General features: G+C 35.6%; 17 protein-coding genes. 2 read left to right on the top strand and 15 right to left on the bottom strand.

The features are described 5' to 3' along the window. Positions 1-68 precede the first annotated feature (68 nt). The 13 genes from ABID42_RS04485 to ABID42_RS04425 all read right to left on the bottom strand — a co-directional run bounded on the left by ABID42_RS04485 (position 69) and on the right by ABID42_RS04425 (position 19,886). Positions 69-2,504, bottom strand: a complete 2,436-nt coding sequence (locus ABID42_RS04485; protein WP_367282631.1) for a TonB-dependent receptor domain-containing protein — start codon at positions 2,502-2,504, stop codon at positions 69-71. 91 nt (positions 2,505-2,595) lie between these two features. Beyond that, entirely contained in the window at positions 2,596-2,766 is a 171-nt protein-coding gene (locus tag ABID42_RS04480) for a hypothetical protein (protein WP_367282630.1), read from the bottom strand. A 64-nt stretch (positions 2,767-2,830) separates the two neighbouring features. After that, positions 2,831-5,131, bottom strand: coding sequence for an arylsulfatase (locus tag ABID42_RS04475; protein WP_367282629.1), 2,301 nt, complete (start codon positions 5,129-5,131; stop codon positions 2,831-2,833). An 81-nt stretch (positions 5,132-5,212) separates the two neighbouring features. Further along, positions 5,213-6,607 carry a sulfatase family protein gene (locus ABID42_RS04470; protein WP_367282628.1) on the bottom strand — a complete coding sequence of 465 codons (1,395 nt, stop codon included), beginning with the start codon at positions 6,605-6,607 and terminating at the stop codon, positions 5,213-5,215. A gap of 193 nt (positions 6,608-6,800) precedes the next feature. After that, positions 6,801-8,369 carry a RagB/SusD family nutrient uptake outer membrane protein gene (locus ABID42_RS04465; protein WP_367282627.1) on the bottom strand — a complete coding sequence of 523 codons (1,569 nt, stop codon included), beginning with the start codon at positions 8,367-8,369 and terminating at the stop codon, positions 6,801-6,803. Positions 8,370-8,512: 143 nt separating this feature from the next. Continuing rightward, on the bottom strand, positions 8,513-11,569 hold the full coding sequence (locus ABID42_RS04460) for a SusC/RagA family TonB-linked outer membrane protein (protein ID WP_367282626.1): 3,057 nt from the start codon (positions 11,567-11,569) through the stop codon (positions 8,513-8,515). 144 nt (positions 11,570-11,713) lie between these two features. After that, the gene (locus ABID42_RS04455; protein WP_367282625.1) at positions 11,714-12,424 is read right to left on the bottom strand and encodes a rhodanese-like domain-containing protein; all 711 of its coding nucleotides are present in this window, start codon (positions 12,422-12,424) and stop codon (positions 11,714-11,716) included. Positions 12,425-12,453: 29 nt separating this feature from the next. Continuing rightward, positions 12,454-13,359, bottom strand: a complete 906-nt coding sequence (locus ABID42_RS04450; protein WP_367282624.1) for a sterol desaturase family protein — start codon at positions 13,357-13,359, stop codon at positions 12,454-12,456. Between the two features lie 152 nt (positions 13,360-13,511). Beyond that, a complete protein-coding gene (locus ABID42_RS04445; RefSeq protein WP_367282623.1) occupies positions 13,512-13,685 on the bottom strand; it encodes a hypothetical protein in 174 nt (57 codons plus the stop codon). A gap of 339 nt (positions 13,686-14,024) precedes the next feature. Next, the gene (locus ABID42_RS04440) at positions 14,025-14,939 is read right to left on the bottom strand and encodes a hypothetical protein (protein WP_367282622.1); all 915 of its coding nucleotides are present in this window, start codon (positions 14,937-14,939) and stop codon (positions 14,025-14,027) included. A 420-nt stretch (positions 14,940-15,359) separates the two neighbouring features. Beyond that, positions 15,360-16,448: a formylglycine-generating enzyme family protein gene (locus ABID42_RS04435; RefSeq protein WP_367282621.1), complete on the bottom strand. Its 1,089-nt coding sequence runs from the start codon at positions 16,446-16,448 to the stop codon at positions 15,360-15,362. Positions 16,449-16,593: 145 nt separating this feature from the next. Beyond that, positions 16,594-18,222: an arylsulfatase gene (locus ABID42_RS04430; protein ID WP_367282620.1), complete on the bottom strand. Its 1,629-nt coding sequence runs from the start codon at positions 18,220-18,222 to the stop codon at positions 16,594-16,596. A gap of 59 nt (positions 18,223-18,281) precedes the next feature. Beyond that, the gene (locus tag ABID42_RS04425; RefSeq protein ID WP_367282619.1) at positions 18,282-19,886 is read right to left on the bottom strand and encodes an arylsulfatase; all 1,605 of its coding nucleotides are present in this window, start codon (positions 19,884-19,886) and stop codon (positions 18,282-18,284) included. 535 nt (positions 19,887-20,421) lie between these two features. Here ABID42_RS04425 and ABID42_RS04420 point away from each other — a divergent pair. Beyond that, positions 20,422-21,729, top strand: coding sequence for a DUF8692 domain-containing protein (locus ABID42_RS04420; RefSeq protein WP_494337605.1), 1,308 nt, complete (start codon positions 20,422-20,424; stop codon positions 21,727-21,729). 3 nt (positions 21,730-21,732) lie between these two features. Here the strand turns inward: ABID42_RS04420 and ABID42_RS04415 are convergent, their stop codons facing one another. Then, positions 21,733-22,188: a MarR family winged helix-turn-helix transcriptional regulator gene (locus ABID42_RS04415; protein ID WP_367282617.1), complete on the bottom strand. Its 456-nt coding sequence runs from the start codon at positions 22,186-22,188 to the stop codon at positions 21,733-21,735. Beyond that, positions 22,181-22,618 (bottom strand): EVE domain-containing protein, encoded by a 438-nt coding sequence (locus ABID42_RS04410; RefSeq protein ID WP_367282616.1) that lies wholly within the window; start codon positions 22,616-22,618, stop codon positions 22,181-22,183. Before ABID42_RS04410 ends, ABID42_RS04415 begins: the two co-directional genes overlap by 8 nt. A 284-nt stretch (positions 22,619-22,902) precedes the next feature. Here ABID42_RS04410 and ABID42_RS04405 point away from each other — a divergent pair, with 284 nt between their 5' ends. Then, positions 22,903-24,546 (top strand): TldD/PmbA family protein, encoded by a 1,644-nt coding sequence (locus ABID42_RS04405; RefSeq protein ID WP_367282615.1) that lies wholly within the window; start codon positions 22,903-22,905, stop codon positions 24,544-24,546. The last annotated feature ends 111 nt before the right edge of the window (positions 24,547-24,657 follow it).

The raw sequence follows: 24,657 nt of genomic DNA, 5'->3' as shown, positions 1-24,657 counted from the left end.
TTACGCTTTTCCCTTTTAATAGCGGTGTACTTAAGTTCACCACCATTGATTTTTTGTATTCAGTACTATTAAAATTCCTTCTCACCATATTCAGTCTTCGTTGATTTTACTTTCTTGCTTGACTCGTTCAAGCGAATACCCAAGCTCAACTGTAATACTCGGTCATATTTGATATAATCGGTATAAGAGTAAAAAGTGGCTGATTGCGTTGTGATTTTTTGACTGTTGGATTGAAAAATATTGTTCAGCTGTAAGCCAATTGTTCCTTTATTGTTCCAGATATTTTGTTTCAAACCGATGTTTGACAGTAAAATTCCACCGTCATTTCCTTGTGAAGTAATAGTGGCAGAAACATAATTCAAATCCCATTGCAAGCGAAGCGTTGGGTTTATCGTAATACTTGTATTGGCATTGATGGTATAATTCAAACTATTTTTACTTGCGTTGGCATCGTTCAAAATATTTGAAACCCTAAAATCATACACACTTGTACCTACATAAAATCGCCACCAGTTGGTCGCTTTAATATCTGCTGAAATTTCTAAACCCGTAGAAGTAGCATCGCCTCCGTTGGTATAAGACCTGCCTAAAATAATTCGATTGTCTATATAATTGGTTCTGAATACTTTATTTTGGACAAAACTGCGAAAAGCAGTCGTCACCAATTTTAAATTTGACCATGTTTTGCTGTAAGAAAGCTCGATAATATCGGCGATTTCTGGTTTTAAATTCGGGTCGCCATTTTCAATGGTTTCTTTGTGGCGGTGATTCAAGAATGGAGAAAGTGACTTTATCGTAGGCCAATCTATTCTTCGATTATAGCCCAAACGTAAATCCTGACTATTGTTTACTTTCCATAAAAATTGAGCCGACGGGAATAAATTAACTTGTTGATATTGATACGTTTTAGCCTGTTGTTGGTCTTTCAAACTTCTGTCCATATCTTCCACACGCAAACCCACATTATAACTTAATGCTCTATAAACATTTTCAAATTGTACATAACCCGCTCTTATTTGCTGATTTACGTCGATGGCATCATTGAAAAGTGGGTCGAAGTAGGCGGGAGCATCAATCGCAGTCTTTCTATAATAATTAAATGTTCCATTTTGCTTAAAACTTCTTAGTACTGCTCCTGCACCAAATTTTCCTGTTTTTCCAATAGGCAAAGTATAATCTGCTTGTAATCGTAGGGCATTCAGAGGCGAGTTTTCATTGGTTTTTTCTAACAAGAAAACTGATAAATTACTTTCGTATTTATCAGAATTACTGAGCGGACCACCCAAAACAGAATGCTCATAAATTCCTACTAAAGCCAATTTGGCTTTGTTAGAAAATGTATGAGTATAGTCTAAATTTACCGAACTGAAATCACCCGAACGCACGAAAGTATTTTCGTTGAAAGTAAGTGCTGGAGCGGTGGAAAACTGTGTTTGAAACAAATTGGTAGAACCAGCCGCAAAGTATTCCTGATAATGCAAATCTGCCTGACGAGTCGTTTCTTTATAAGCTTTGTATAAATTGAAAGAAAATGAATTATTGGCATTTGGATTATAAGCAAAACCCGTTCTGAAAGAATACTGATAATCTTTATAATCTCTCAGTCCATCAGAAGGTAAGTACGTCAAAGTATCTTTGTAAATGGTTCGTACTTCTCCGATGCGTCTGCCGTTAATGTCATAGCGTCTGTAATCTGCTGAGGCATAAAAATCCCATTTTTTGCTACCGTAATTGAGTGTTAAATCTCCTCCAAATCTTGAAGGGTTTCCACCGCCAAACATTCCGTTACTGGTTAAACTCCAACCTTTGTTAACATTTTGTAAAGTGATAATATTGATAATCCCAGTCTTTCCGTCGGCATCATATTTGGCGGAAGGCGAAGTAAGAATTTCAATATTTTGAATGGTATTCGCTGGTAATTGCGACAAAATATCCGCCGGTGTACGGTTGGATGGCTTTCCATTAATCAATACAATAAAACCCGCACTGCCACGAAGTGAAATATCGCCTTCGCTGGTAACGGTTACTGACGGAAGTTTCTGTAATAAATCAAGTCCTGTTCCATTGGTAGCTAATTGAAACTTTTTAGGGTCGATAATTTGCTTGTCTAAAGCAATAGTAGTTGTACTTTTTTGTCCCGAAACAATTACTTCGTTCAATACACTATTTTGTTGTTTTAGCCGAAAAGTGGGAAAAGAAATACTCTTTTTATTATCTGCATAAAATGCTTGTTGAAAAGTTTCATAACCCACAAAACGAACTTTGATAATGCCTTTTTCCAGAATGAGGCTTTTAAAAGTAAAGCTTCCTTTTTCATCTGTCACTGTTCCTGCCACAGCTTTCTTATCATCTGCCCAGATTTCGACATTGGCAAAAGAAACAGGTTGTGAAGTTTGACTATCAATTACTTTTCCTTCCAAAACCAAGTTTTGGGCCTGTATTTTGGTCGAAAACACAGCAAAGCTTAGGAATACCAAGTAATAAAATTTGTAAAGTTGTTTCATTTGTTTCTTGAGTATATTTTTTTGCCATTGATGGATTAACGGCAAAAAATATTTTGAAGAGCTTTTATGGAATTTATAAATGGCTGACAGTTTAGCGAGTATTCAAAAGATACTCACGAGCATCATTTTGATTCATGCGAGTATTCAAAAGATACTCACGAGCATCGTTTTGATTCATGCGAGCATTCAAAAGATACTCACGAGTATCGTTTTGATTCATGCGAGTATTCAAATGATGCTTCGGAGTATTAATTTCATTCATGCGAGCATTAAAAAGATACTCCGAAGCAAATTTTGATTCAATTGATTGAAATAAAGAATAGAGCTTATTTCAAATCTATCGTTACATTGTTAATCTTCCCCGTATAAGTAAAAGGGATATTGTATTTCTCGGTTACAGCAGTTACTTGGTCTTTTCCGACTTCGATACTCTCGTAAAAACCTACGGCTGGCAAGCTTCTTTTTACTTTTACTTCGCTTACTTTTTTATCATTGATGTATAAAATAGCTGTGGCAGGAGCGTTGTTGACACTTTCAGTCCCTTCGTAGTTGAAATCTACTTTTAATGAATTCTTACCAGCTTTTATCACATCGCTTGAAGTAGCATAAACTTTTTCGTCGCCATTATTGTAGGTAAACCACAATTGATTTTTCTGTACATAAAGACTTAATCCGCCTGCTTTACCGCCAACAGCCAATAATACGCCATCAGCACCTTTTTCTGGTACAACTACATCGGCAGTGATGCTCAAAGAACGACCGCCTAATTTTGGAGCAGAACCTTCAAATAACTGTGAAGTTTGTGGATATAAAACCAATTGTTTACGATGATCAAAAATGGTTGGAGCCGCCAATGGAATCGTACCGTCTTTCAATGGATAGATATTGTATTTCCACGCTTGTGCATCAAAGAGTTCTTTCAGTTCTTGTAACTTCTTTGGGTTTTTAGTTGACAAATCGTTACGCTCGTTGAAATCCTCATTCAAATTATAAAGCTCCCAAACATCTTTCTCGAAATCTTGTTTTTTCACGTGCAAAGTACCTGCTTTCCAGCCGTCTTTATAAATTGAACGAGAACCCATGATTTCATAATGTTGAACCGTATGGCGAGAAGGCGACTTCGCATTATCAATGCTATACGCTAAACTTGTTCCTTCAATCGGCTCTTGCGGATAACCATTAATAACCGTCGGAACTTTTACACCAGTCAATTCAACGGTTGTCGGTAAAATATCAATCAAGTGCGTGTATTGATTACGAATACCGCCTTTGTCTTTGATGCCTTTTGGCCAGAAAATAATCAAAGGATTATGTGTTCCACCTTCTGAATTGGCATCTTGTTTCCAATGTTTGAAAGGAGTATTCGTAGCCTGAGCCCAGCCTAATGGATAATTTGGACTTGAGTTTTCAGTTCCGATTTGGTCAATTAAAGTAAGATTTTTCTTCAAACGTTGTTCAGGCGTCAAATCTGGATCAAAATTACGATGCGCTCTTCCTTCAAAAGTCCCTTCTTTACTAGCACCATTATCACCTACAGAAACAATTACAAGGGTATTTTCTAATTGACCGCTTTCTTTCAAGAAATTAATAACTCTACCAATTTCCAAGTCGATATGCGTTAAGAAACCTGCATATACTTCAAAAAACTTAGCATATAATTTCTTTTCATCGGGCGATAAAGCATCCCAAGCTTTTAAGCCCGGTCCACGTTCTGGCAAAACGGCATCTTTAGGAATTACGCCCAAACGTTTTTGGTTTTCGATGACGATTTCACGGTATCTATCCCAACCGAAATCAAATTTTCCTTTGTATTGGTCACTCCAATATTTATCTACTTGGTGCGGTTCGTGCCCAGCACCCGGCGTGAAGTACAAGAAAAATGGTTTTTCAGGAGCAAGTGATTTTTGTTCGGCAATCAAATTAATGGCTTTATCAGCCATTTGTGTACTAAATAATTTACCTTTTTCTGGAATTACTTTCTTGGTATCTTCCCAAACTACAGGATTATACTGGTCGGTTGAACCGCTCAAAAATCCATAATAATGGTCGAAACCTCTACCCGTTGGCCAGCGAGAAAAAGGACCAATTGCCGTTGCGTCGCTTGGCGGTGTTAAATGCCATTTACCAACAGCATAAGTATTATAACCATTTTCACGAAGGATTTCGGCGATGGTTGCTTTTTCAAAAGGCATGTAGCCATCATAGCCAGGCGTTCCACCACCAGTATTTGGGAATAAACCCATGTGAACTGAGTGTGAGTTACGACCTGTCAACAAAGCCGCACGAGTTGGAGAACAAATGGCTGTGGTGTGGAAATTGGTATAACGCAAACCATTGGACGCCAGACTATCTAAAGTAGGCGTTTTGATTAAACCACCATAAGTACTGACAGCGCCGAAACCAATATCATCTAATAAAATCCAAACGACGTTTGGGGCATTTTTAGGTGCTTTGGTATAACGTTCTTGCCATGATTGTTGTGTTTCGCCTAAAGTTTTTCCTAATTTTCCTTGAAAAGCTTGGGTTGGGTCGTGCTGTGCAAAAATACTTGAACTAGATAAAAGTCCAGTTAATGCCAGCGAAGCAGTTAGTTTTGAAAACTGTTTTGGTTTTTTGTGAATCATCATAATGCTTTTTCAATGTTAATATGTTACCTATGGATTATATTAATTGATACATTTTAAAGAGGACTTCAATGCAAATCTTGATTACTTCTTCAACTCAGGATGACGCTGCTGATATTTTTTGATATGAGAGTCATCGGCTGGTAATCTTTGTGGAAGTGTTTTTGGCGTTTCACCGATACTTTTTATTTTTTTGTCTAAAGCTGATAGTAACTCGTTTGCTTTTTCTGGACTACTTTGGTATAAATTTTTCGTTTCGGCTACATCATCTTTCAAGTTGAATAACAATGCTTCTGTAGCAGGATTTTCTTTTCCGTTTAAGTAATTTTTAGAAGCTGGTTGTGCTAAACGGATTTTCCAATCTCCTTTTCTGAAAGCTTCTACTTTTCCGTTGGAATAATAGATAAATTCGTCACCTTTTCTTTTTCCATTACTTGTCAGAATTGAGCTAATGTCTTCACCATCAATAGGATTTGAAAGTTTTGATTGATAACCTGCTAATGTTAAAATGGTTGGAAAAATATCTAAATGTAGCGCCAAGTCATCATACACAGTTCCTGCTTTTATTTTTGCTGGCCAATGGAAAATCGCTGGTACTCTTTGTCCACCTTCAAAAGTTGTTCCTTTGCCATTTCTTAAATTTCCTGCTGAACCGCCTTCAATATCAAAAATCAACCAAGGACCATTATCGCTGGTGAAAATCACCAAAGTATTGTCTTCAATTCCGTTTTTCTTCAAAGCTTCTACTACTTGTCCAACGCTCCAGTCCAATTCTTCAATTACATCGCCATACAAACCTCTTTTTGATTTTCCTTCAAAAGCTGGAGAAGCGTGCAAAGGCACATGTGGCATGGTATGTGGCAAGTACAAAAAGAAAGGTTCTTTTTTGTGTTTATCAATAAACTTAATGGCTTCTTCTGTATAAGTTTTAGTCGTATATTTTTGGTCAATATTGTATTGTTCTACTTCATTTCCACGCAAATATGCTACGCCTTGCATATCATTGCTGTAAGGGATTCCAAAGTATTCATCAAAACCATTTTGCAAAGGCAAATATTGACGGTGATGTCCCAAGTGCCATTTCCCGACGATTCCTGTTGAATATCCTTTGGTTTTCAAGGCTTCGGCAATGGTTAATTCTTCTTTAGGAATACCATTGAAACTTTCAGGGAAAAACACACCATCAACACCTTGACGACGTGGATAACGCCCTGTCAATAAACCAAATCTGGATGGACTACAAACGGGAGATGTTGAATAAAATGAAGTAAATTTCAGACCATCATTAGCGAGTTTATCAATATTAGGCGTACGAATATCTTTCGCTCCGAATGTACCAATATCGCCATAACCCAAATCATCCGCCATAATTACGACAAAATTTGGTTTTTTCGGAGGCGTTTTTTGAGCCAATAAACTCGTAGCGGACAACATTCCTAAGAGGAAAGTAGTAGTAATTCTAAACGTAAATTTCATCATGCTTTTACATTTATTGAGTAATTGAATTGTGAGTTAGTGATTGAGTGAATTAGTGATTTTTTGAGACAAATAGTATGAATCTAATTATCAAATAAATATTTAAAAGTATTGCTTGATAAAGGTTTATGGACGAAACCTAAAACTACGTTTCCTTAAAATCACTAATTCACTCAATCACTAACTCACAACTTCATTACTTCCAAAGTGTGTTCTGTTCTAACAAAGGATTATTGTCAATTTCAGATTGAGGAATTGGGTATAGTCTGTGTTTGTCAGCTGCATTAGTTTTGCCTACTTTGTGCAAATTCGCTACGAAAGAACTCTTTCCTGTAGCATCTTTTTGACGAATTAAGTCGAACCAACGTTGGTATTCAAATACTAATTCTAAACGACGGTCAAGATATAAGGCTTCACGAAATTGATCTTTGCTTAGACCTTCCGCAAGGTTGGGCAAGCCTGCTCTGTTTCTTACTTTGTTCAACGATTTGTAGGCTTTTGTCGTTGGTCCATTTAATTCATTTTCAGCTTCTGCATGAATTAATAATAATTCAGCATAACGAATAATGGCAACATTGGCAGCCGATTCGTTGGTTGGCGATAATGAATTTGGGTCCCAAGTTTTATTGAAAAATGGCGTTGAATCATTTGGAACAGCCGTATTGACAATCGGTAAAGCGTACTTTCTACCATTTGAAGGACTGGTGAAATTTGTTACAAACGTTACTCTTTTTCTTTTGTCAGTTGGTTGGTACAATTTATAAACGCTGAAGAATTTATCATTTCCAACGGTATAAAAACGAACCATATCAGCATAAGAACCTGTTAATCCCGGAATTGCCGTTAAGATAGAACGTGGGTTTTGGTTATTCCCTTGTCCAATTGAATTTGATTTAAACTGTGCTGAGAAAATATGTTCTTTACCATTTTTGGTAGCTGGCAAAAATACATCGGCATAATTTGCAAATAAATCATAGCCATAAGCACCTGTTCCACCATCGGCTGGCGATAATACTTCTTCTGCCTTTTTAACAACATCTGCATAATGTTGTGTCAAATTCAAAGGGAACGAAGCTTTTGTTAAATATACTTTGGCTAAAAGTGCTTTGGCTGCGCCAGAAGTAGCACGTCCAGCATCTGGTGAAGCATAAGTATTAGGTAAAACGCTAGCGGCTTCTGTTAAATCTTTTTCAATTTGTTGATATACAGCGGTTGAAGGAGATTTCGCAACTGCATAATCGTTCGCATTAACATACTTTTGGTAGCTTGTAATCAAAGGAACGTCGCCGTATAAACGTACTAAATTGAAATAATATAAAGCTCTCAGAAATTTGGTTTCGCCTAATAATCTGTTTTTGAGTGTCGCATCAAATTCAATCGTAGGAATTTTCTCTAAAGCTACGTTGGCTTTTTTTATGGCTGCATAGTGCTGTTGCCATAGTTCATAAATACGTAGATTAGCTGATGAATGTGCCAATACTGCCAACGAGCGCACATCTGGATTGGTTGCTCCTGGTCCTGGATCTTCATCATCGCCAGCAAAGTTCATTCCCGTATTGAACAAAGTATTGTAAGGCGTTTGCACAGTACTTCCTCCAGAGTTTAATAAGAAATAAACAGCGTTTACTGCGTTGAGGGCATCAGTTTGAGTTTTATAAAATTGTTCTTCTGAAATAATTGATTCAGGATTTTCTTTTAAGAATGACTCGCAAGAAGTAGCTGAAAATCCAATACTTGCAAGGGCGATATATTTTAATAATTTCATGGGATTCTAATGTTAAAATGAGCTGTCAGCTTTGAGTAATGAGCTTTAAGCTGACAGTTTTTACTTGTAATTATCTATCGTGAATTTTAGGATTTTAAAGAGCGATGAATTTTAAACTTAAAGCTCATTGCTCATAGCCATAACTAAAACGACAACGACAATCCTAATTGATACGATTTGTTGTTTGGATATACACCTTGGTCGATACCTTTATTGATTAAAGATTGTCCGTTCAAACTTACTTCTGGGTCATAGCCAGAGTAGTTAGTCCAAGTAAGAGCATTTTGTGCCGAAACATAGATTCTCAAACTTTTGATATTTGCTTTCTTCACAATTTTCGAAGGAATGGTATATCCTAAAGAAACATTTTTCAGACGATAGTAAGTAGCATCTTCAATAAAACGGTCAGAAATTGTGATGGCAGGATCTTGATACGCCGCTTTCACATCTGTGTTTGTGTTCGTTGTTGTCCATCTATCCAATAATACCGTTGAAGCATTCACATAACCAGTTCCTAATTCTAAGTTGGCACGGTTGGCATTGTAAATTTTACCGCCAATGGATGCTTGGAAGAAAACAGCTAAATCGAATCCTTTGTAATTGAAAGTGTTGGTTAAACCTGCTGTAAAAGCGGGCTGGTTTGAAATCACAACTCTATCGCCTGCTTGCGTAATTACGCCATCACCGTTGATGTCTTTGTATTTTTGCCCACCGGGACTTTTGTTCGCTTGCGGAGTAAGCGCTGCATCACCAGATTGAATAATACCATCTGTTTGATACACAATAAATGAACCCAACGGATAGCCTACTTTAGCAATAGAAGGAGAAGAAATTGAAGGAATAATTTGATCAACACCAGCACCTAAATCTAAAATTTTATTGCTGTTGTTTGAATAGACCAAAGTAGTATTCCATTTCAAATCGCTATCGATGTTATGCGAATTTACGTATAATTCAAAGCCTTGATTGGCTACTGCACCAATGTTTTGGTAAATTACAGAAGCTTGTCCATTATAAAAATCTGATAAACCAGAAGTACCCGGAACGGTTCTTGTCAACAATAAATCAGTCGTTTTTTTGTAGTAATAATCTGCCACAAGGGTAATTCTATTATTGAAAAGACCAACGTCAATTCCACCGTCGATTTGGAAAGTTTTTTCCCATCCTAAATTCGGATTTGGTACTGAATTAGGTGCATAACCCGAAACGGTTGTATTCGAGAAATTATATCTAAAATAGCTTAATTGTGATAATGATTGATATGAAGGAATATTTTGGTTACCCGTTGAACCTGCACTTAAACGTAATTTAAGACTACTTACATTTTTAATATCTTGGAAGAACTTTTCATTACTTACATTCCAACCAAAGGCTGCCGAAGGGAAATATCCCCATTTATTGCCATCGCCAAATCTTGAAGAACCATCTGCACGCAATGTTAAAGTCAATAAATATTTATCGTCATGAACATAGTTTACTCTTCCTAAATAAGAAGCTAAAGACCACGCACTAGCCAATGAACTTGGTGTTCTTGCTGTAATACCAGTTCCTAAATTATTATACGAAAAAGCATCAGTAGCAAAACCAGCAGCTTCAGCAACAGTACCTTTCGCTTTTGATTGTTGTGCAGTAAAACCGACTACAGCATTGATTTTATTTTTAGCATCAAGTTCTTTGTCGTAGCTTAATGTGTTTTCATTCAGCCAGTTACTTGTAAATACAGTACCAACAATTGCATTGCCAGAAAGTGCTAAACCTTCAGCAGTACTACTTGGTAAATAACGGTTTTGCTTATTATCAACAATATCAATACCGAATAATACTTTTGCTTTTAAACCATCTGCCAAAGTGTATTCTCCCGCAACGTTTCCTAAAATACGATTCGTAATTGTTTCGTTTAATTGATTGTATAAAGAGTTTATTGGGTTTTGTAAACCTGATTCAAAAGGACTGTTTACTACGAAAGTTCCATCGTCTTTATAAACTGGTAAAGCAGGAGGCGTTAATAATAAGTTAGCAACAATTGCTGCAGGTGCTACTTGTGATTTGATATTACTAACCGAAATATTTGAAGTGATTTTAAAGTTTTTGCTGTAGTCATGGTCTAAACCAAATCTACCTGAATAACGAATGAAATCGGTATTTTGAAGGATACCATCTTGTTTAAAGTAGTTACCAGAAATTGACAATCTTGTTTTATCAGAACCTGAAAGGATAGATAAGCTATGGCTTTGAATAGCCGCTTTTCTAAAAGCAGCCGCTTGCCAGTCTGTTCCCACACCAGAAGTATCTAAAGAATAACCTGTAACTGAAGGGAGTGAAGTTGTTTTGCCTGAGTTTTTAGCGGCGTCTTTTCTTAATGCCCACCACTCTTTTGCATTCAAAACTGGTAAAGTTCTAATTACTTCTTGCACGCCATAATAGGCATCATAATTAATCGAAGATTTTCCTTTTGTCCCGTTTTTAGTCGTTACAATTACAACACCATTCGCACCACGAGAACCGTAAATTGCGGTAGCTGAAGCATCTTTCAATACATCAATTGATTCAATATCAGCAGTATTGATAGTTGACAATGGGTTGATTTTTGAACCATTCGTTACTCCAGCGTCATTTAAAGAATAATCGTTATTGATTGGAAATCCGTCAATTACATACAATGGATCTGAGCCTGCTGTAATTGAGTTATTCCCACGAATCTGTACACTTACTCCACCACCAGGCTGACCAGAAGTTTGTGTAACAATTGCCCCTGCTACTGAACCTTGTAAAAGACGTTCAACCGAAGCAACAGGTTGTGCTTTGATTTCTAAAGGAACTGATGCTATTGAACCTGTAATGTCACTTCTTTTTTGAGTTCCATAACCAACTACGATTACTTCATCCAAACGCTGACCTTTTGATTCAATTAATGAAATACTTAGGTTTTCAAATTCTACGATTTCAATTTCTTTCTTTTTATAACCAACAAAAGTAGCAAGAATCGTAAAAGGAGGTTTCTGACTGGTTTTCAACGTAAATTTTCCGTTTACATCAGTTGTTACTCCAGTTGAAGTTCCTTTTATGGCAATGGCTGCACCGATAATCGGCTCTTTTGTTCTTGAATCAATGATTTTTCCTGTAAGTTGTTGGGCATTGGTTTTCAGAGAAACGAATGCCAAAACCAACATAAAGATTAATTTTAGTAATTTGTTATTCATGTTTATTCTATGGATTATATATACTATAAGGCTTCATTCTAAAACTCAGAATGGAAGTAAACAGTAAGGATTATTGGGATTTTTTTGGGATTAGAATAATCATCGAATAGAACAGTCTCATTCTATTCGATGATAGAGAAAATACTACAAGGCTTGTGCCAGAGCAGTATCCAAAACACCTTTCAATTCAGCAATTCCACTTCTCTCAAAAGTCACTTTTCCGTCTTTGTAAAGAATCAAATAAGGAAATGAAGTAACTCTTTTCAAGGATGCAATTAATTGTGGACTTTCTTCTAATTCGATTTCTACCACTTTTAAAGCATCACCATGTTCTTTCTTTAAGCTTTCTAAAATAGGTTTTACTTTTTTACAAGAACCACAATATTTAGAACCTACATCTACTAAAACCAATTTATTTGAAGCAACAATGTTGTTAAAATCATTAATGTTCAAGCCTTTTTTAGCAGTTGTAAAAAGTGCTTTTCCATGTCCAACCCATGTGCCGATTCCACCATCAAGTACATATACTTCGTTGAAGCCTTTAGTGGCTAATTCTTTTGCAAAAGCAACGCTTCTGCCGTTTGCGATAGAATACACAAAAACGGGTTGTGAAGGATTGAGTTTTTCAATGAATGAAGCATCTTGAGGATTTAGATTGACAGCTCCATTGATGTGATTTTGTGCAAACTCTTCAGCACTTCTTGCATCAATAATTTGTGCTTTTTGTTGTTTCTGAATTTTTTCAGCAAAAATATCTGCTGAAACCCAGTTCTTTTTGTCAACATCACCTTTCTGAGCAAATACTGAAGTACTCAATATTAATGCTCCAATGATAAATTTTAATGACTTAATCATCTTCGTAAATTTTTAAAATATTGTTAGGGTTAAGCGTACTGTAAAGCAATTTCTGGTTCTACCTCATCGTGCTCGTCTGCTACTTCTGGACCGTTGGCTGATAATTCACTACCTTCTTTTTTCGATTTAAAAATTGGCCATAATAACTGTGCATACCATTCTTCGCCTTTGTAATTTTTAATGCCATAAGCTGCTGGATATTGTCTGGTAATCAATGCAGTACCGAAAATAATATCCCACAAAAAGAACATATTTCCAAAGTTTCCTTTGTAATGCCCAACACCATCATCCGCAGAATCTGCATGATGAGCATGGTGTGTGGCTGGGGTTGAAATAGTACGTTCTAAAACCCATGCAACTGGATGTAGCCATTTGTTTTCGTAAAAAGGTTTATCCCATTTAATACTTGAATGTGCCAATTTCGTAATCAACGATTTCAAGCCTTTTACAAATAATGCTGGATAGCCCAAACCTAAGTAAACCAAAACGGTAGTTACATACGACTGTGAAAAGAAAAGTGTGTAAATAATGTTTTGTCTTGATGCCATCGCCATACCCATGTAAGGTGCCGAGTGATGAGTACGATGAAAACGCCACATAAACGGAACCTGGTGATGTAAACGGTGATACCAATATTGGGTCAAGTCATCATAAATAGCGATGATTAATGCCCCGAAAATAAAGGGAATCCAAGTGAATTCGTTTTTGGCATGTGGCAAAATTAAAGGCAATACTTTTAATCCGAAATAAGTAATGACTGGACCAACCACTAGTTTTGGCAAAGTATAACAAGCAATATCTAATAGTTTTTCATTAGTATTCCATTTTTTGCCATAAAGACCCAATGAAAACTCTGCAAAACCTAGTATAAAAGTTAATGCTGTAAGTCCCCAGCCGTTTAAATTTCTAAAAATTTCTTCGATAAAATGCACCATTTTGATTTTCTGTTTAAGGTAAATAAATTAGTACTTTATGTATATAGTTTTAATAGACTAAAAAGGTGAGAATATTTACTAGCTACAAGAAATATGGAACTGACCATCATGTTTTTTATAAAAAATATCGTAATCTGTATGATTAAAAGCTATTATTCGCTTGCTTTCGCTGAAGTAGTTTGAGAGGTTTTTACTTTATTAAGCCAAGGTTTTTCACCTTTATAATAAAACCATCCCCAAAGTAAAAATACTGGAAGAGCGTAAATAAATATACTGACAAATGCGTCTCGAGAGATTTTTCGAGCAAGACTTTTTTCTAAGGCCATCTTGTATAAGAGTTATGAATTATGAGTCATGAATTGTGAACTGAGTTCACCGATTCGATTTAAAGTATTGATAAACAGTACTTTATTTCGGACTGCAGCCGTTTTTTTAACAGATGTTGATATCGTTAAGGGAAATTTAATCTAATAAATGTTCTACCAACAGAATTCCACCTGTGAGAATAGAAATGGGGATAATAAAGACAAGAATACTGATAAGTACTTTTTTCCCAATTGTGCTAAAATCTTGAAGCGTCATGATTGATTATAATTTTAGGTTAAGCGTTTCATCAATCTATAATCTATAGACTGATGAAACAGCATCAGGTAAGCTGGAAAGGGTTAATTTTTATTTTTTAAAGCATTAGATTCTACATAAGCACTTTTATTGTCGCTTACTTCGCCCAAGCCTACAAAGCCTAAATCTTTTACAAAAGCCTGTCCTTCATGTTGAGTCCAAGAAACAAAACGCTTCAATTCTTCATTTTCAGCATTTTTGTTTGTAATAAAATAAACGTTTTCTGTAGGAATTGCTTTGTTCGTAGGATTCTTTTCTAGGAAAGAAATCAATTGGTCTAAATTACCATAGATTTGCTCGTCTTTATCTAATTTTCCATTACTGTTAATATCAATCGGAAAGATGGTAAAGTCTTTCAAAGGTTCTCTGGTTTGTAAATTATACAAGTAACCTAGGTTATTATACGTAATTCCAAGTGGGTCATGTTTAATGGCTTCTAAAAGATTTTTGTCATCGCCAGTAATTCCCTTGCCAACAATATTTTCAGCATCATCGCCCAAGTAACTTGCAAATGAGATTGAAGAACAAACTTTGCTGGCACGAGTATAAATTTGATATTTTGCAGCGTCTTTGTCTTGTTCCAAAGCATCTTCTGGATCTTCCAAGAAGTACTTTTTCAGTTCTTCTTTTTTAACGCCTTTTTTAATGGCTTTTTCTGCTAAAGAATTTTTTTCGTTTCCAACTGGCAATAATGCAAATCGACTTACGGGCGTGATTTGTTTGTCATCTCCAAATGCGGTTGGTTCAGCACGGTAGGCAATAATCTGAATGGTAACAGATTCACCTGCATTGCTTGCTAATTGTACATCCGCTTTAGGATATGTTTTTTTATACTCAGTAATCCATTTTTCGATGAGAGGATAAGTAAAGCGTGTGCCACTTAAACTTACTTTGCTGTTTTGAGCATTACTTGCTACTGCTCCTAATAAAAGGAAAAGACCTGTTAGTTTTGCTTTCATTTTTTTGATCTGTTTACGTTTAAAAACATGTAAATAATTGTAAGGAATAAGCATAACAACACTTTTAGCTTCATGACAAAGCATCAAAAGTATCTAGCCTAAATAAGATTTAATAATTGAGTTGGGATTTTGGCTATCGACAGCAACAGCAAGAAAATGACGCAAGAGATTGAACCACCTTGTGTGTGAAGTCGTGACCATTATTTTTTGAGCATTCCATTTTGTTAACGCTTAATTAAATGTTACGGTAAACTAGGCAATCATACTTTGTTGGTGGCTAACAAGATGATTACGATGAAATTATAAGTCTATAATTTCGATAGACAAAGATGGTTTATTGTTTTTAATTATCCAAATTTTTTCAGCAAATTATTGTATATTTTTTTGTCAATTTGCTGAAAATCAATGTTGTCTAAAAAATTAATTTTTATCTTTCACACATCTGAAGCCTAAGTTATTACTAGCACTACTTGTTTCACCTTTGCCACGGCTTCCTGCAACATAACGCACACAGTATTGATCGCTACATAAAAATGAACCGCCTCTTTGCACGTGTTTCTCTACATTGGGTTCTTCAGGGTCATAGCTTGAACTAGGACCTTTTGGATTAAGTTTCGGACTACTTTTGTAATAATCAGGACGATACAAATCGCTACACCATTCCCAAACATTACCATCCATATCGAACAGACCATAAGGGTTTTTCGGGAAAGTTTTAGTAGGAGCAAGTTCTTTATAGCCATCTTCAACAGTATTCCCACTTGGGAAATTACCTTGATAAATATTCGCAACCCATTTATTATTAGGCTTTAAAGTATTTCCCCAATAATATCTTCCCGAAGTTCTTCCACCTCTTGCAGCAAATTCCCATTCTGCTTCAGTAGGTAAACGCTTACCCGCCCATTTTGCATAAGCTACAGCATCTTGATAACAAACTTGTACGACGGGTTCATTTTCATGTCCTTTAACAGTACTGTTTGGACCTTTTGGATGTTGCCAATTAGCCCCTGCCACATACTTCCACCATTGTAAATGATTGTTCAAACCTACATTTCCTGCGGGTGGAGTAAATACTGCTGAACCCGGCACTAAATTTTCTTTAGGTACTCCAGGATAATCTGCTGGATTTAATGGCCGTTCGGCAACTGTTTTATAACCCGTTGCTTTTACGAATTGTGCAAATTCAGCATTTGTTACTTCATGCTCATCCATCAAAAAAGCTTTGACAGTTACTGCATGTTTTGGCTGTGCATCTGAATACTCATCACTTCCCATTACAAAAGTACCTCCGGGAATTTCTACCATGTTTTGTAGCTTTCCTCCTTTGCTAGCAACAATACTTGTTTTATCTGTAGCAAATTTATTTTTAACAAAAGTTGGACTTTTTACCTTACAAACTGTGATTTTAGTATCAGTAGTAGGTTTTTGCTGTACAGTTTGGGCATTTCCATTAGAAATCAACCAAGCGAAACCACTGATGCCCAAAATTATATAAATTACTTTTTTCATATTAGTAGCTTTGAGCCATGAGCTTTGAGTTAAGTATCAGTTACGTATTTTGAATTAGGACTCTCCGAAAGATTTAATATTATATCGGCTTGAAGATTTTCCTGCAAAAATACCCTTAAATTTTATTTCAACGCTCAAGTTTGATTTATTTACTTTTTCTTACTGGTAAAAGTGGCGTAGTAGGTTTGATATTATCATAATCAACCACACCGTTTTGGTCTGCCCATTTGAAATAATCGTTTGAAAGTGCATCTACCACCAAAGGAAATTTCGAAGCTACATTTTGCGTTTCGCCTCTATCTTTATCAATATCAAATAATTGCCATTGATAGGAAGGATAAATAGAAACCAATTTCCATTTACCTTTTCTTACGGCTCTATTGCCTGCTCTTTCCCAGAAAATACCTTCTTCTCTTTGTAATTCTTTGTTTTCAAAAAGTAAATTCGTTAAATTTTTCCCCGGTAATGGATTGGTTTTTAATCCATTAAATGTCTCAGGATATTTCGCTTCCGCTAATTCGTAGAAAGTAGGAGCTAAGTCGATTAAGTGCGCTGTTCCTTTGTTGATACTTCCTCCTTTGATTTTTTTAGGAAACCAAGCGATAAATGGCGAGCTAATTCCGCCTTCGAAGGCAAAAGATTTGAAAGAACGAAATGGTGAATTTGATAAAAATGACCAGTTTTTACCTTGTGATTCAAAAGAACCAGAAGTACCTACTGGTCCAGAGTTTTTACCAACTTTATCGCCCCAATGTGCTACGTCTTCAGCGGGTGCTCCGTTGTCTGAAATAAAAACAATTAAAGTATTTTCATCTTGTTTTAGTTCTTTCAAGCTTGTTAATAATTTACCGATTCCTTGGTCAACTCTGTCGAGCATGGCGGCATACACTTCCATTTTAGCTTTCCAAAGTTCTTTTTCGTCATAAGTAAGATTATCCCATTCTGGAATTTCAGTGTCTTTTTCTGCAACGGTTTGTTTTTCGTCTAATAAACCTAAAGATTTTAATTTGGCTAAACGATTTTTTCTCAGCGCATCCCAACCTAAATCATATTTTCCTTTGTACTTGGCGATGTCTTCGGGTAAAGCTTGTAAAGGCCAATGTGGAGCAGTATAAGCTAAGTACAAAAAGAATGGCTTTTCACTTTGATTTTGTTCGCTGATAAATTTAATCGCATGATTTGTTACTTCATCCGTGAAATAATAAGAATTCGGTTTTGGATGTATTTGTTGATTATTTTCAATCAATGCTACTGGATATGGTTTTCCGAGTGGAATATCTTCTGCATCAAAATAGTTGGCACCGCCACCCAAAATTCCATAAAATTGGTCGAAGCCTCTTTGTGTTGGCCAAACAGATTTATCTTTGCCAACATGCCATTTTCCGGAAAGAAAAGTATTATAACCTGCGGTTTTAAGTACTTCGCCAAAGGTTAAAGATTCTTTGTTTAAAAAACCTTGATAAGGTGCTGAACCCAAATTAATATCGAAGTAGCCAACACCTGCTTTGTGTGGATACTGACCCGTAATTAAGGAAGCACGAGTAGGCGCACAGATAGAATTGTTATAAAATTCTTTTAATCTGATACCCTCAAAAGCTAATTTATCAATGTTTGGCGTGTTGATTTCCGAACCATAAGCACCGAGGTCTGAGTAACCCATGTCGTCCACCATGACTAAAATGATGTTAGGCTTTTTGGTTTGGGCAAAAGTATTTGGAATGGATAAGCTCAAGCCAAGCAAAAGGCTTATCCAAGTAAATGATTTATTTTTCATAAGAATTTGTCAATTTTTAAAACAAAGCTAAAGGCTCAAAGCTCAGAGCTTAAAGCTACCTAAAATCTCGTACCGTTTCCGATTTGAACTGCTGGCTTGATTTTATCGTAATTTTCTACATTATTTTTCTTTGCCCAAGTTTCATACTCGGCTATGAGTGCTTTTACCACATCTGGATTTTTACCTGATAAATCTGTTGTTTCACCACGGTCTGTATCCAAATCATAAAGCTCCCATCTCTTTTCTGGATATATAGAAACTAATTTCCATTTGCCTTTTCTTACGGCTCTGTTTCCGCCACGTTCCCAGAAGATAGGTAATTCTCGGTTTAATTCTGTTCCTTCTAATAAAACATTTTTCAAGCTTACTCCTGCTAATGGATTGGTTTTTAATTCATTATAATTTTCTGGATATTTTGCGCCAGCGAAATCATAAAAAGTTGGGGCTAAGTCAATTAAATGTCCAGTTCCACGAGCGATACTTCCAGCTTTGATTTTTTTAGGGAACCAAGCGATAAATGGCGAGCTGATTCCGCCTTCATGGAAATTGTTTTTGTAAGAACGAAACGGAGTATTTGAGAGTGAAGCCCAGCTTTGGTCTTGGTACTCATACGAACCCGAAGAACCAATTGGTCCAGAATTTCTTGAACGTTTTCTGCCTAAAGGTACATAACCGCCCTGAGCGCCATTATCAGAAATGAACACGATAAGTGTATTTTCATCTTTTTTCAATTCTTTCAACTTGGCTAAAACTCTACCTACATTTTGATCAACTCTATCAAGCATGGCAGCGTAAACTTCCATTTTTCTTTGCCATAATTGTTGTTCGTCATAAGTAAAAGCATCCCATTTTGGTACGTCTTCATCACGAGTAGCGATGGCGTGTTTTGGGTCAACCAAACCTAATTCAATTTGTTTTTTGTGACGAATCGTTCTTAGCGAATCCCAACCTAAAGCAAATTTTCCACGATATTTCGCAATGTCTTCTGGCAAAGCTTGCAAAGGCCAATGTGGAGCGTTGTAAGCTAAGTATAAGAAAAATGGTTTTTGCGTTTTCTGCTGTTCTTCGATGAATGAAAGCGCTTTATCGGTAATCGTATTTGTTAAATACTCGCCTTCTTTTAAAGTAATTCTCTTATTGTTTTCTACCAATTCTACAGGAACATCTTTTGCGTCGGCGTAAAAATTACTCGCACCACCGATAAAACCGTAGAATTTATCAAAACCTCTTTGGTTTGGCCAATACAAACTATCGTTGCCAACGTGCCATTTTCCTGAAAGAAAAGTATTATAGCCAGCGGTTTTTAGTACTTCACCAAATGTTAAAGATTCTTTGTTCAAAAATCCTTGATATGCTGGCAAGCCTAAATTTACATTGAAATAACCAACACCAGCTTTATGAGGATACTGACCAGTAATTAATGAAGCACGAGTAGGAGCACAGATTGAATTATTGTAAAACTCTTTGAGTCTGATGCCTTCAAAAGCTAATTTATCAATATTAGGCGTGCTGATTTCTGAACCATAAGCACCAATATCGGAATAACCCATGTCGTCCACCATGACTAAAATGATATTCGGTGGCGTGTTACTTTTTTTCTTTTGACTAAAAGCTGAAAAACCTACAGAAAAAAGACTTAGCAAGAGGATAAGTTTGATTTTCATGAAATATTATGCTATTTAAACGATAGAAATAGTCTTTAAAATGATAATTTGAATTGGCTGAAAACTATTATCCTTCCAAACTTGACAGGTTGGCTGATGATTTTCAACAAAAGATTGTGTGATTGATGTTGACTAGCAACAACAACAAAGTAGATTTGAAAAAATGGAAGATACCGCCATAGGAATAACATCCCGACATTTTTGAAAAATGCGTAATTCGTTTAAGTTCATGGTTGAAATTTACTCTGAATTATATTTACCCGCTGGTGGCTAACAAGTAAAATACGTTAAAATTATTATTAGTCTATAATTTCGATAGGCAAAGATTACTTATTCCTTTTGATTAAGCAAATCTTTTTTTAATTTTTCTATCAAGATCGAATTTTATTGAAGTATAAATTGAAAATTTTATAAGAAAGTATTTATTGACAAAAAAATGAAGAAAATATCTCTTGAACTTTTGAGATAATTTTTTAGAAAGATTTATCAATTATTTCTTTAAATTGAGCCATTCTTAAACACAATGTAAAAATTCATGGATTTGCTCAACAAGCATAAACCTTCATTTACTATCAAAATAGCTGTCAATTATATTTACTGGATAATTTACAGTTTTTTTGGTTTAAACCTTCTATTTCTTGGAGGTACATGGTTGTGTAAAAGTGAGCTTCTTACGAATACTAAATTCTCAGTTCAACTTTTGTTAGCCTTATTTAATCTTTTAGAAGAGAATGTCGTTGCTTCTTGGTATTCATCAATGCTATATTTTTTAATTGGGATTATCGCCTTTTTTTGCTATTTGGTTGATGAACAAAAGAGCTATAGTAGGAATGAAAAAGTATTGAATGCTTTTTGGATTTTCGTTTCGATTATTTTTTTTCTATTGTCTTTTGATGAAATGGGGTCTTTCCATGAAGTAATTGGAGAAACTGATTTTTTAAAAAGTATAGGAAATGGAAAAGATACAGGTTGGTTTATTTTTCATTTTGTCATCGCAGCTATTGGCATTTCTATGTGTTTATTTTTTTCCTTAAAATTTAAACGATATCCATTTCCATTAGCAATGAACCTATTGGCTATATTGTTGCTTTTAAGCAATCCTTTACAAGAAGAATTTGAAATGGAAGCTTGGAGAAGCTCATTAAACCAACTTACTTGGAAACGACCAATGTTATTCATTATTCTTGAAGAGGGTTCTGAAATCTTTGCTTCTTTCTTTTTCTTGTACTCATTTACGGTTTATTTAATCAAGAAAACTATTATTTCTTATAGTGGAAAAGCAATGTTAAGCATAGATTTTACATTTAATAAATATTTTTTTGAGTTCCTGATTACACTATTGATATTGCTTGGTGCATTGATGTTGTCGATTTTCTACTTTCCTTGGACTTTTTCAGGAAGAAGTGACGTTGGCTTACCACAAAACTGGTTTCCATCAATTGCTAGTATTTTTAGTGGCTTTGTTTGTCTTTATTTTGAATTCTCTTTCAAGAAGAAACTTGGCTTCCTTTGCAGTATTTATATCTTATTGGCTTTAATAAGTATCGGAACTTCTGTTTACTTTGGAGCAAATCTATATTTCTACAGAGATACTTTTTTAGCTCAAGTTCGATTTATTTTATTGGGAGCAACCTTAGTGGTAGGTCTTATTTTAATTATTGAGTTCAAAGGAAATGATATCAAAAAGTACTTATCTGCTTGGCTACTTACTTTTATCATTTCGATTTATTACCCAGCTGGTTTTTATACAACATTCTTAGCTTATGTTGCTTACTCTTTTTTGTTAATTGCTTTGTATTTGCATTTTCAACGACTTCTTTATTTAAGAGACAATTACGAATAACACTTATTGATTTTCAGTAATCAACTCAAGCATATTTCTATTAAAAGGTTTTACTTCATCTTTCAGTATAGAGAAAAAATTAATATCTACTTGTTCTACCATAGTTAATGCTCTTTGAAGAATCTTCCCACCAGTTTCAGTTAGAGTAATTGCTTTCGCTCTGGTGTCGATTTCATGTTCTTTACGAGTAATAAAACCTTTTTCTTGTAAAGTTCTTAGTACTTTAGAAACCATCATGCGGTCCGTTTTGCTATGATTGGCAATTTCAATTTGGGTAACTATTTCTTGATTCTTCGAAAGCCAAGCCAAGGAAGCCAACAACACGAATTGAGTATGAGTTAGGTCGATAGTATCTAACTCTCGCTTTATTTTTCGTTGCCAAAGCGTGGTTACTTGCCAAAGTAAATAGCCAGAACTATCCTCAGTTTTATTAAAATGAAATTCAATTGAATTAGACATATTCCTCTGTAATAAGCATTTTAGATGAAATGAGTTGAAAATCGTTTTCATTGATTTCAAGAATACCAAAGCGAAAGGGATAACCCCAACTTTTCTTGTTTTGGATAAATTCCAAATCGTTTATTAATGGTAAAATCGAAAGGTCTTGATGAGAGAAAAACTCAATATTTCTTCTACTTGGACAAAAGTCTGGTGACATTTGAAACTGATATACTTCATCGTCTTTTACTTGTCCAATAGCTGTAAATTCTTGGCATTTTTCATCTTTCCCCAAAACCATTTTCCCAGAGTAATAAAGAATATAATCTCCTTTTTTCATTCTTCTCAGAGGAGATGTCTTTCCATGACAAGCCTGCGCAATGCCTTCTGCAATACCATTTTTTACATGGTCTTTCGATGCTACAATAATCCAATATTTAGTCTTATTCATTATGATATTATTTGTTGTCGTAAATATAGTAAACACGACAACAAATAATTAATGTATTCAAAAATTAAAAAGCAGATTTTTATTTTCAGCATGCACTTTTGGGGCAAATTGAATAAAATCGCAAACAGATGTCGATAAACTTCTGCTTTTTGTCGAATAAAGAGATGGTTTTTGCGTTTTTATTTACTATTTTTAGACTGTACTGTTTTGTCAATTTGATTTAACAAGTCATTTCATCAAGATTTTACCTCATTTAATTTTAACTTCAATCAACAAACCCCAATATGAATAGAAGGGATTTTATCCAATTATCTGGTATGGGCTTAGGAGCCATGATGGGCTCGTCCGTTCCTGTTTTGGGAAATATGGTTACGGCAGAACATTTGCTAGAACCAGCCGCTGATGTAGCTTTCAAAAAAAGAATGGCAGACATCGCCCTCAATGCTACTAAATCTCGTGGCGCTACTTATACCGACGTTCGTATCGGTAGATATTTACAACAATTTTTGTTTACTCGTGAAAACAAGGTTCAAAATATTGTAAATGCGGAATCGTACGGTGTAGGAATTAGAGTAATTGCTAACGGCACTTGGGGCTTTTCAGCAACGAGTGATGTTACGCCAGAAGGCATTGCTAAATGTGCTGAAACCGCAGTAGCAATTGCCAAAGCCAATTCAAAAATTCAGAAAGAACCAGTTATTCTTGCTCCGCAAAAAGGTGTTGGCGAAGTTTCTTGGAAAACGCCCATCCAAAAAAATGCTTTTGAAGTACCCGTTCAAGAAAAAATAGATTTGTTGATGAAAGTAAACAGCGAAGCCATGAAAAATGGTGCTGGCTTTGTTACTTCCAATTTATTTTTAGTGAATGAACAAAAGTATTTTGCTTCTTCTGATGGTTCTTATATCGACCAAGATGTGCATCGTATTTGGCCAACGTTTACAGTAACGGCGGTTGACAAAGCGGCTGGAAAATTCAAAACTCGTGATGCCATCAGCTCGCCAATGGGTATGGGCTATGAATATCTCGACGGCTTGGCAAGCGAAAAAATTGCTGCTCCAAATGGTTTAGTTGGCTACCGCAATTCTTATGATATGGTAGAAGATGCTATCATGGCAGCCAAACAAGCTAAAGAAAAAATGACTGCGAAGTCGGTAATGGCTGGGAAATATGATTTAATTCTGGATCCAAATCACTTAGGTTTAACAATTCACGAATCGGTTGGTCACCCGACTGAACTTGACCGTGTGTTGGGTTATGAAGCCAACTATGCAGGAACAAGTTTCGCTACTTTGGATAAATGGAAAACGAAAGCTTTCAACTACGGAAGTAAGCAAGTAAATATTGTTGCTGATAAAACTCAACCACATACTTTAGGAACAGTTGGTTACGACGACGAAGGTGTGCCATGTAAAGAATGGGATTTAATCAAAGATGGTATTTTGGTGAATTACCAAGCTACTCGTGACCAAGTAAATATTTTAGGTGAAAATGCTTCACATGGCTGTTGCTATGCTGACAACTGGAATTCAGTTCAATTCCAAAGAATGCCAAATGTTTCTTTGCGTCCTGGTAAAGAAAAATTGAGTGTTTTTGACATGATTAAGGGTGTTGAAAAAGGGATTTACATCATCGGTCGTGGTTCGTATTCAATTGACCAACAGCGTTATAACTTCCAATTTGGCGGTCAGTTGTTCTATGAAATCAAGAACGGAGAAATCGTTGGAATGTTAGACGACGTCGCTTATCAATCAAATACACAAGAATTCTGGAATTCATGTGCGCAAATTTGTGATAAAGACGACTACCGTACTTTTGGTTCTTTCTTCGATGGAAAAGGTCAGCCTTCACAAGTAAGTGCTGTTTCTCATGGAAGTTCGACAACACGTTTCAACGGTGTAAATGTGATTAACACAGGACGTAAAATATAGCTATTAGCTGTGAGTTTTGAGCCATGAGCTTTGCTCGTAGCTCATGACTCGAAAGCTTAAAGTTTAAAAAAAGCTCATAGCTTATAGCTCACAGCTTTCAACTTAATCCCG

Source organism: Arcicella rosea (assembly GCF_040543805.1).
GTDB lineage: Bacteria > Bacteroidota > Bacteroidia > Cytophagales > Spirosomataceae > Arcicella > Arcicella rosea.
This window is presented reverse-complemented; position numbering and strand designations above follow the sequence as displayed.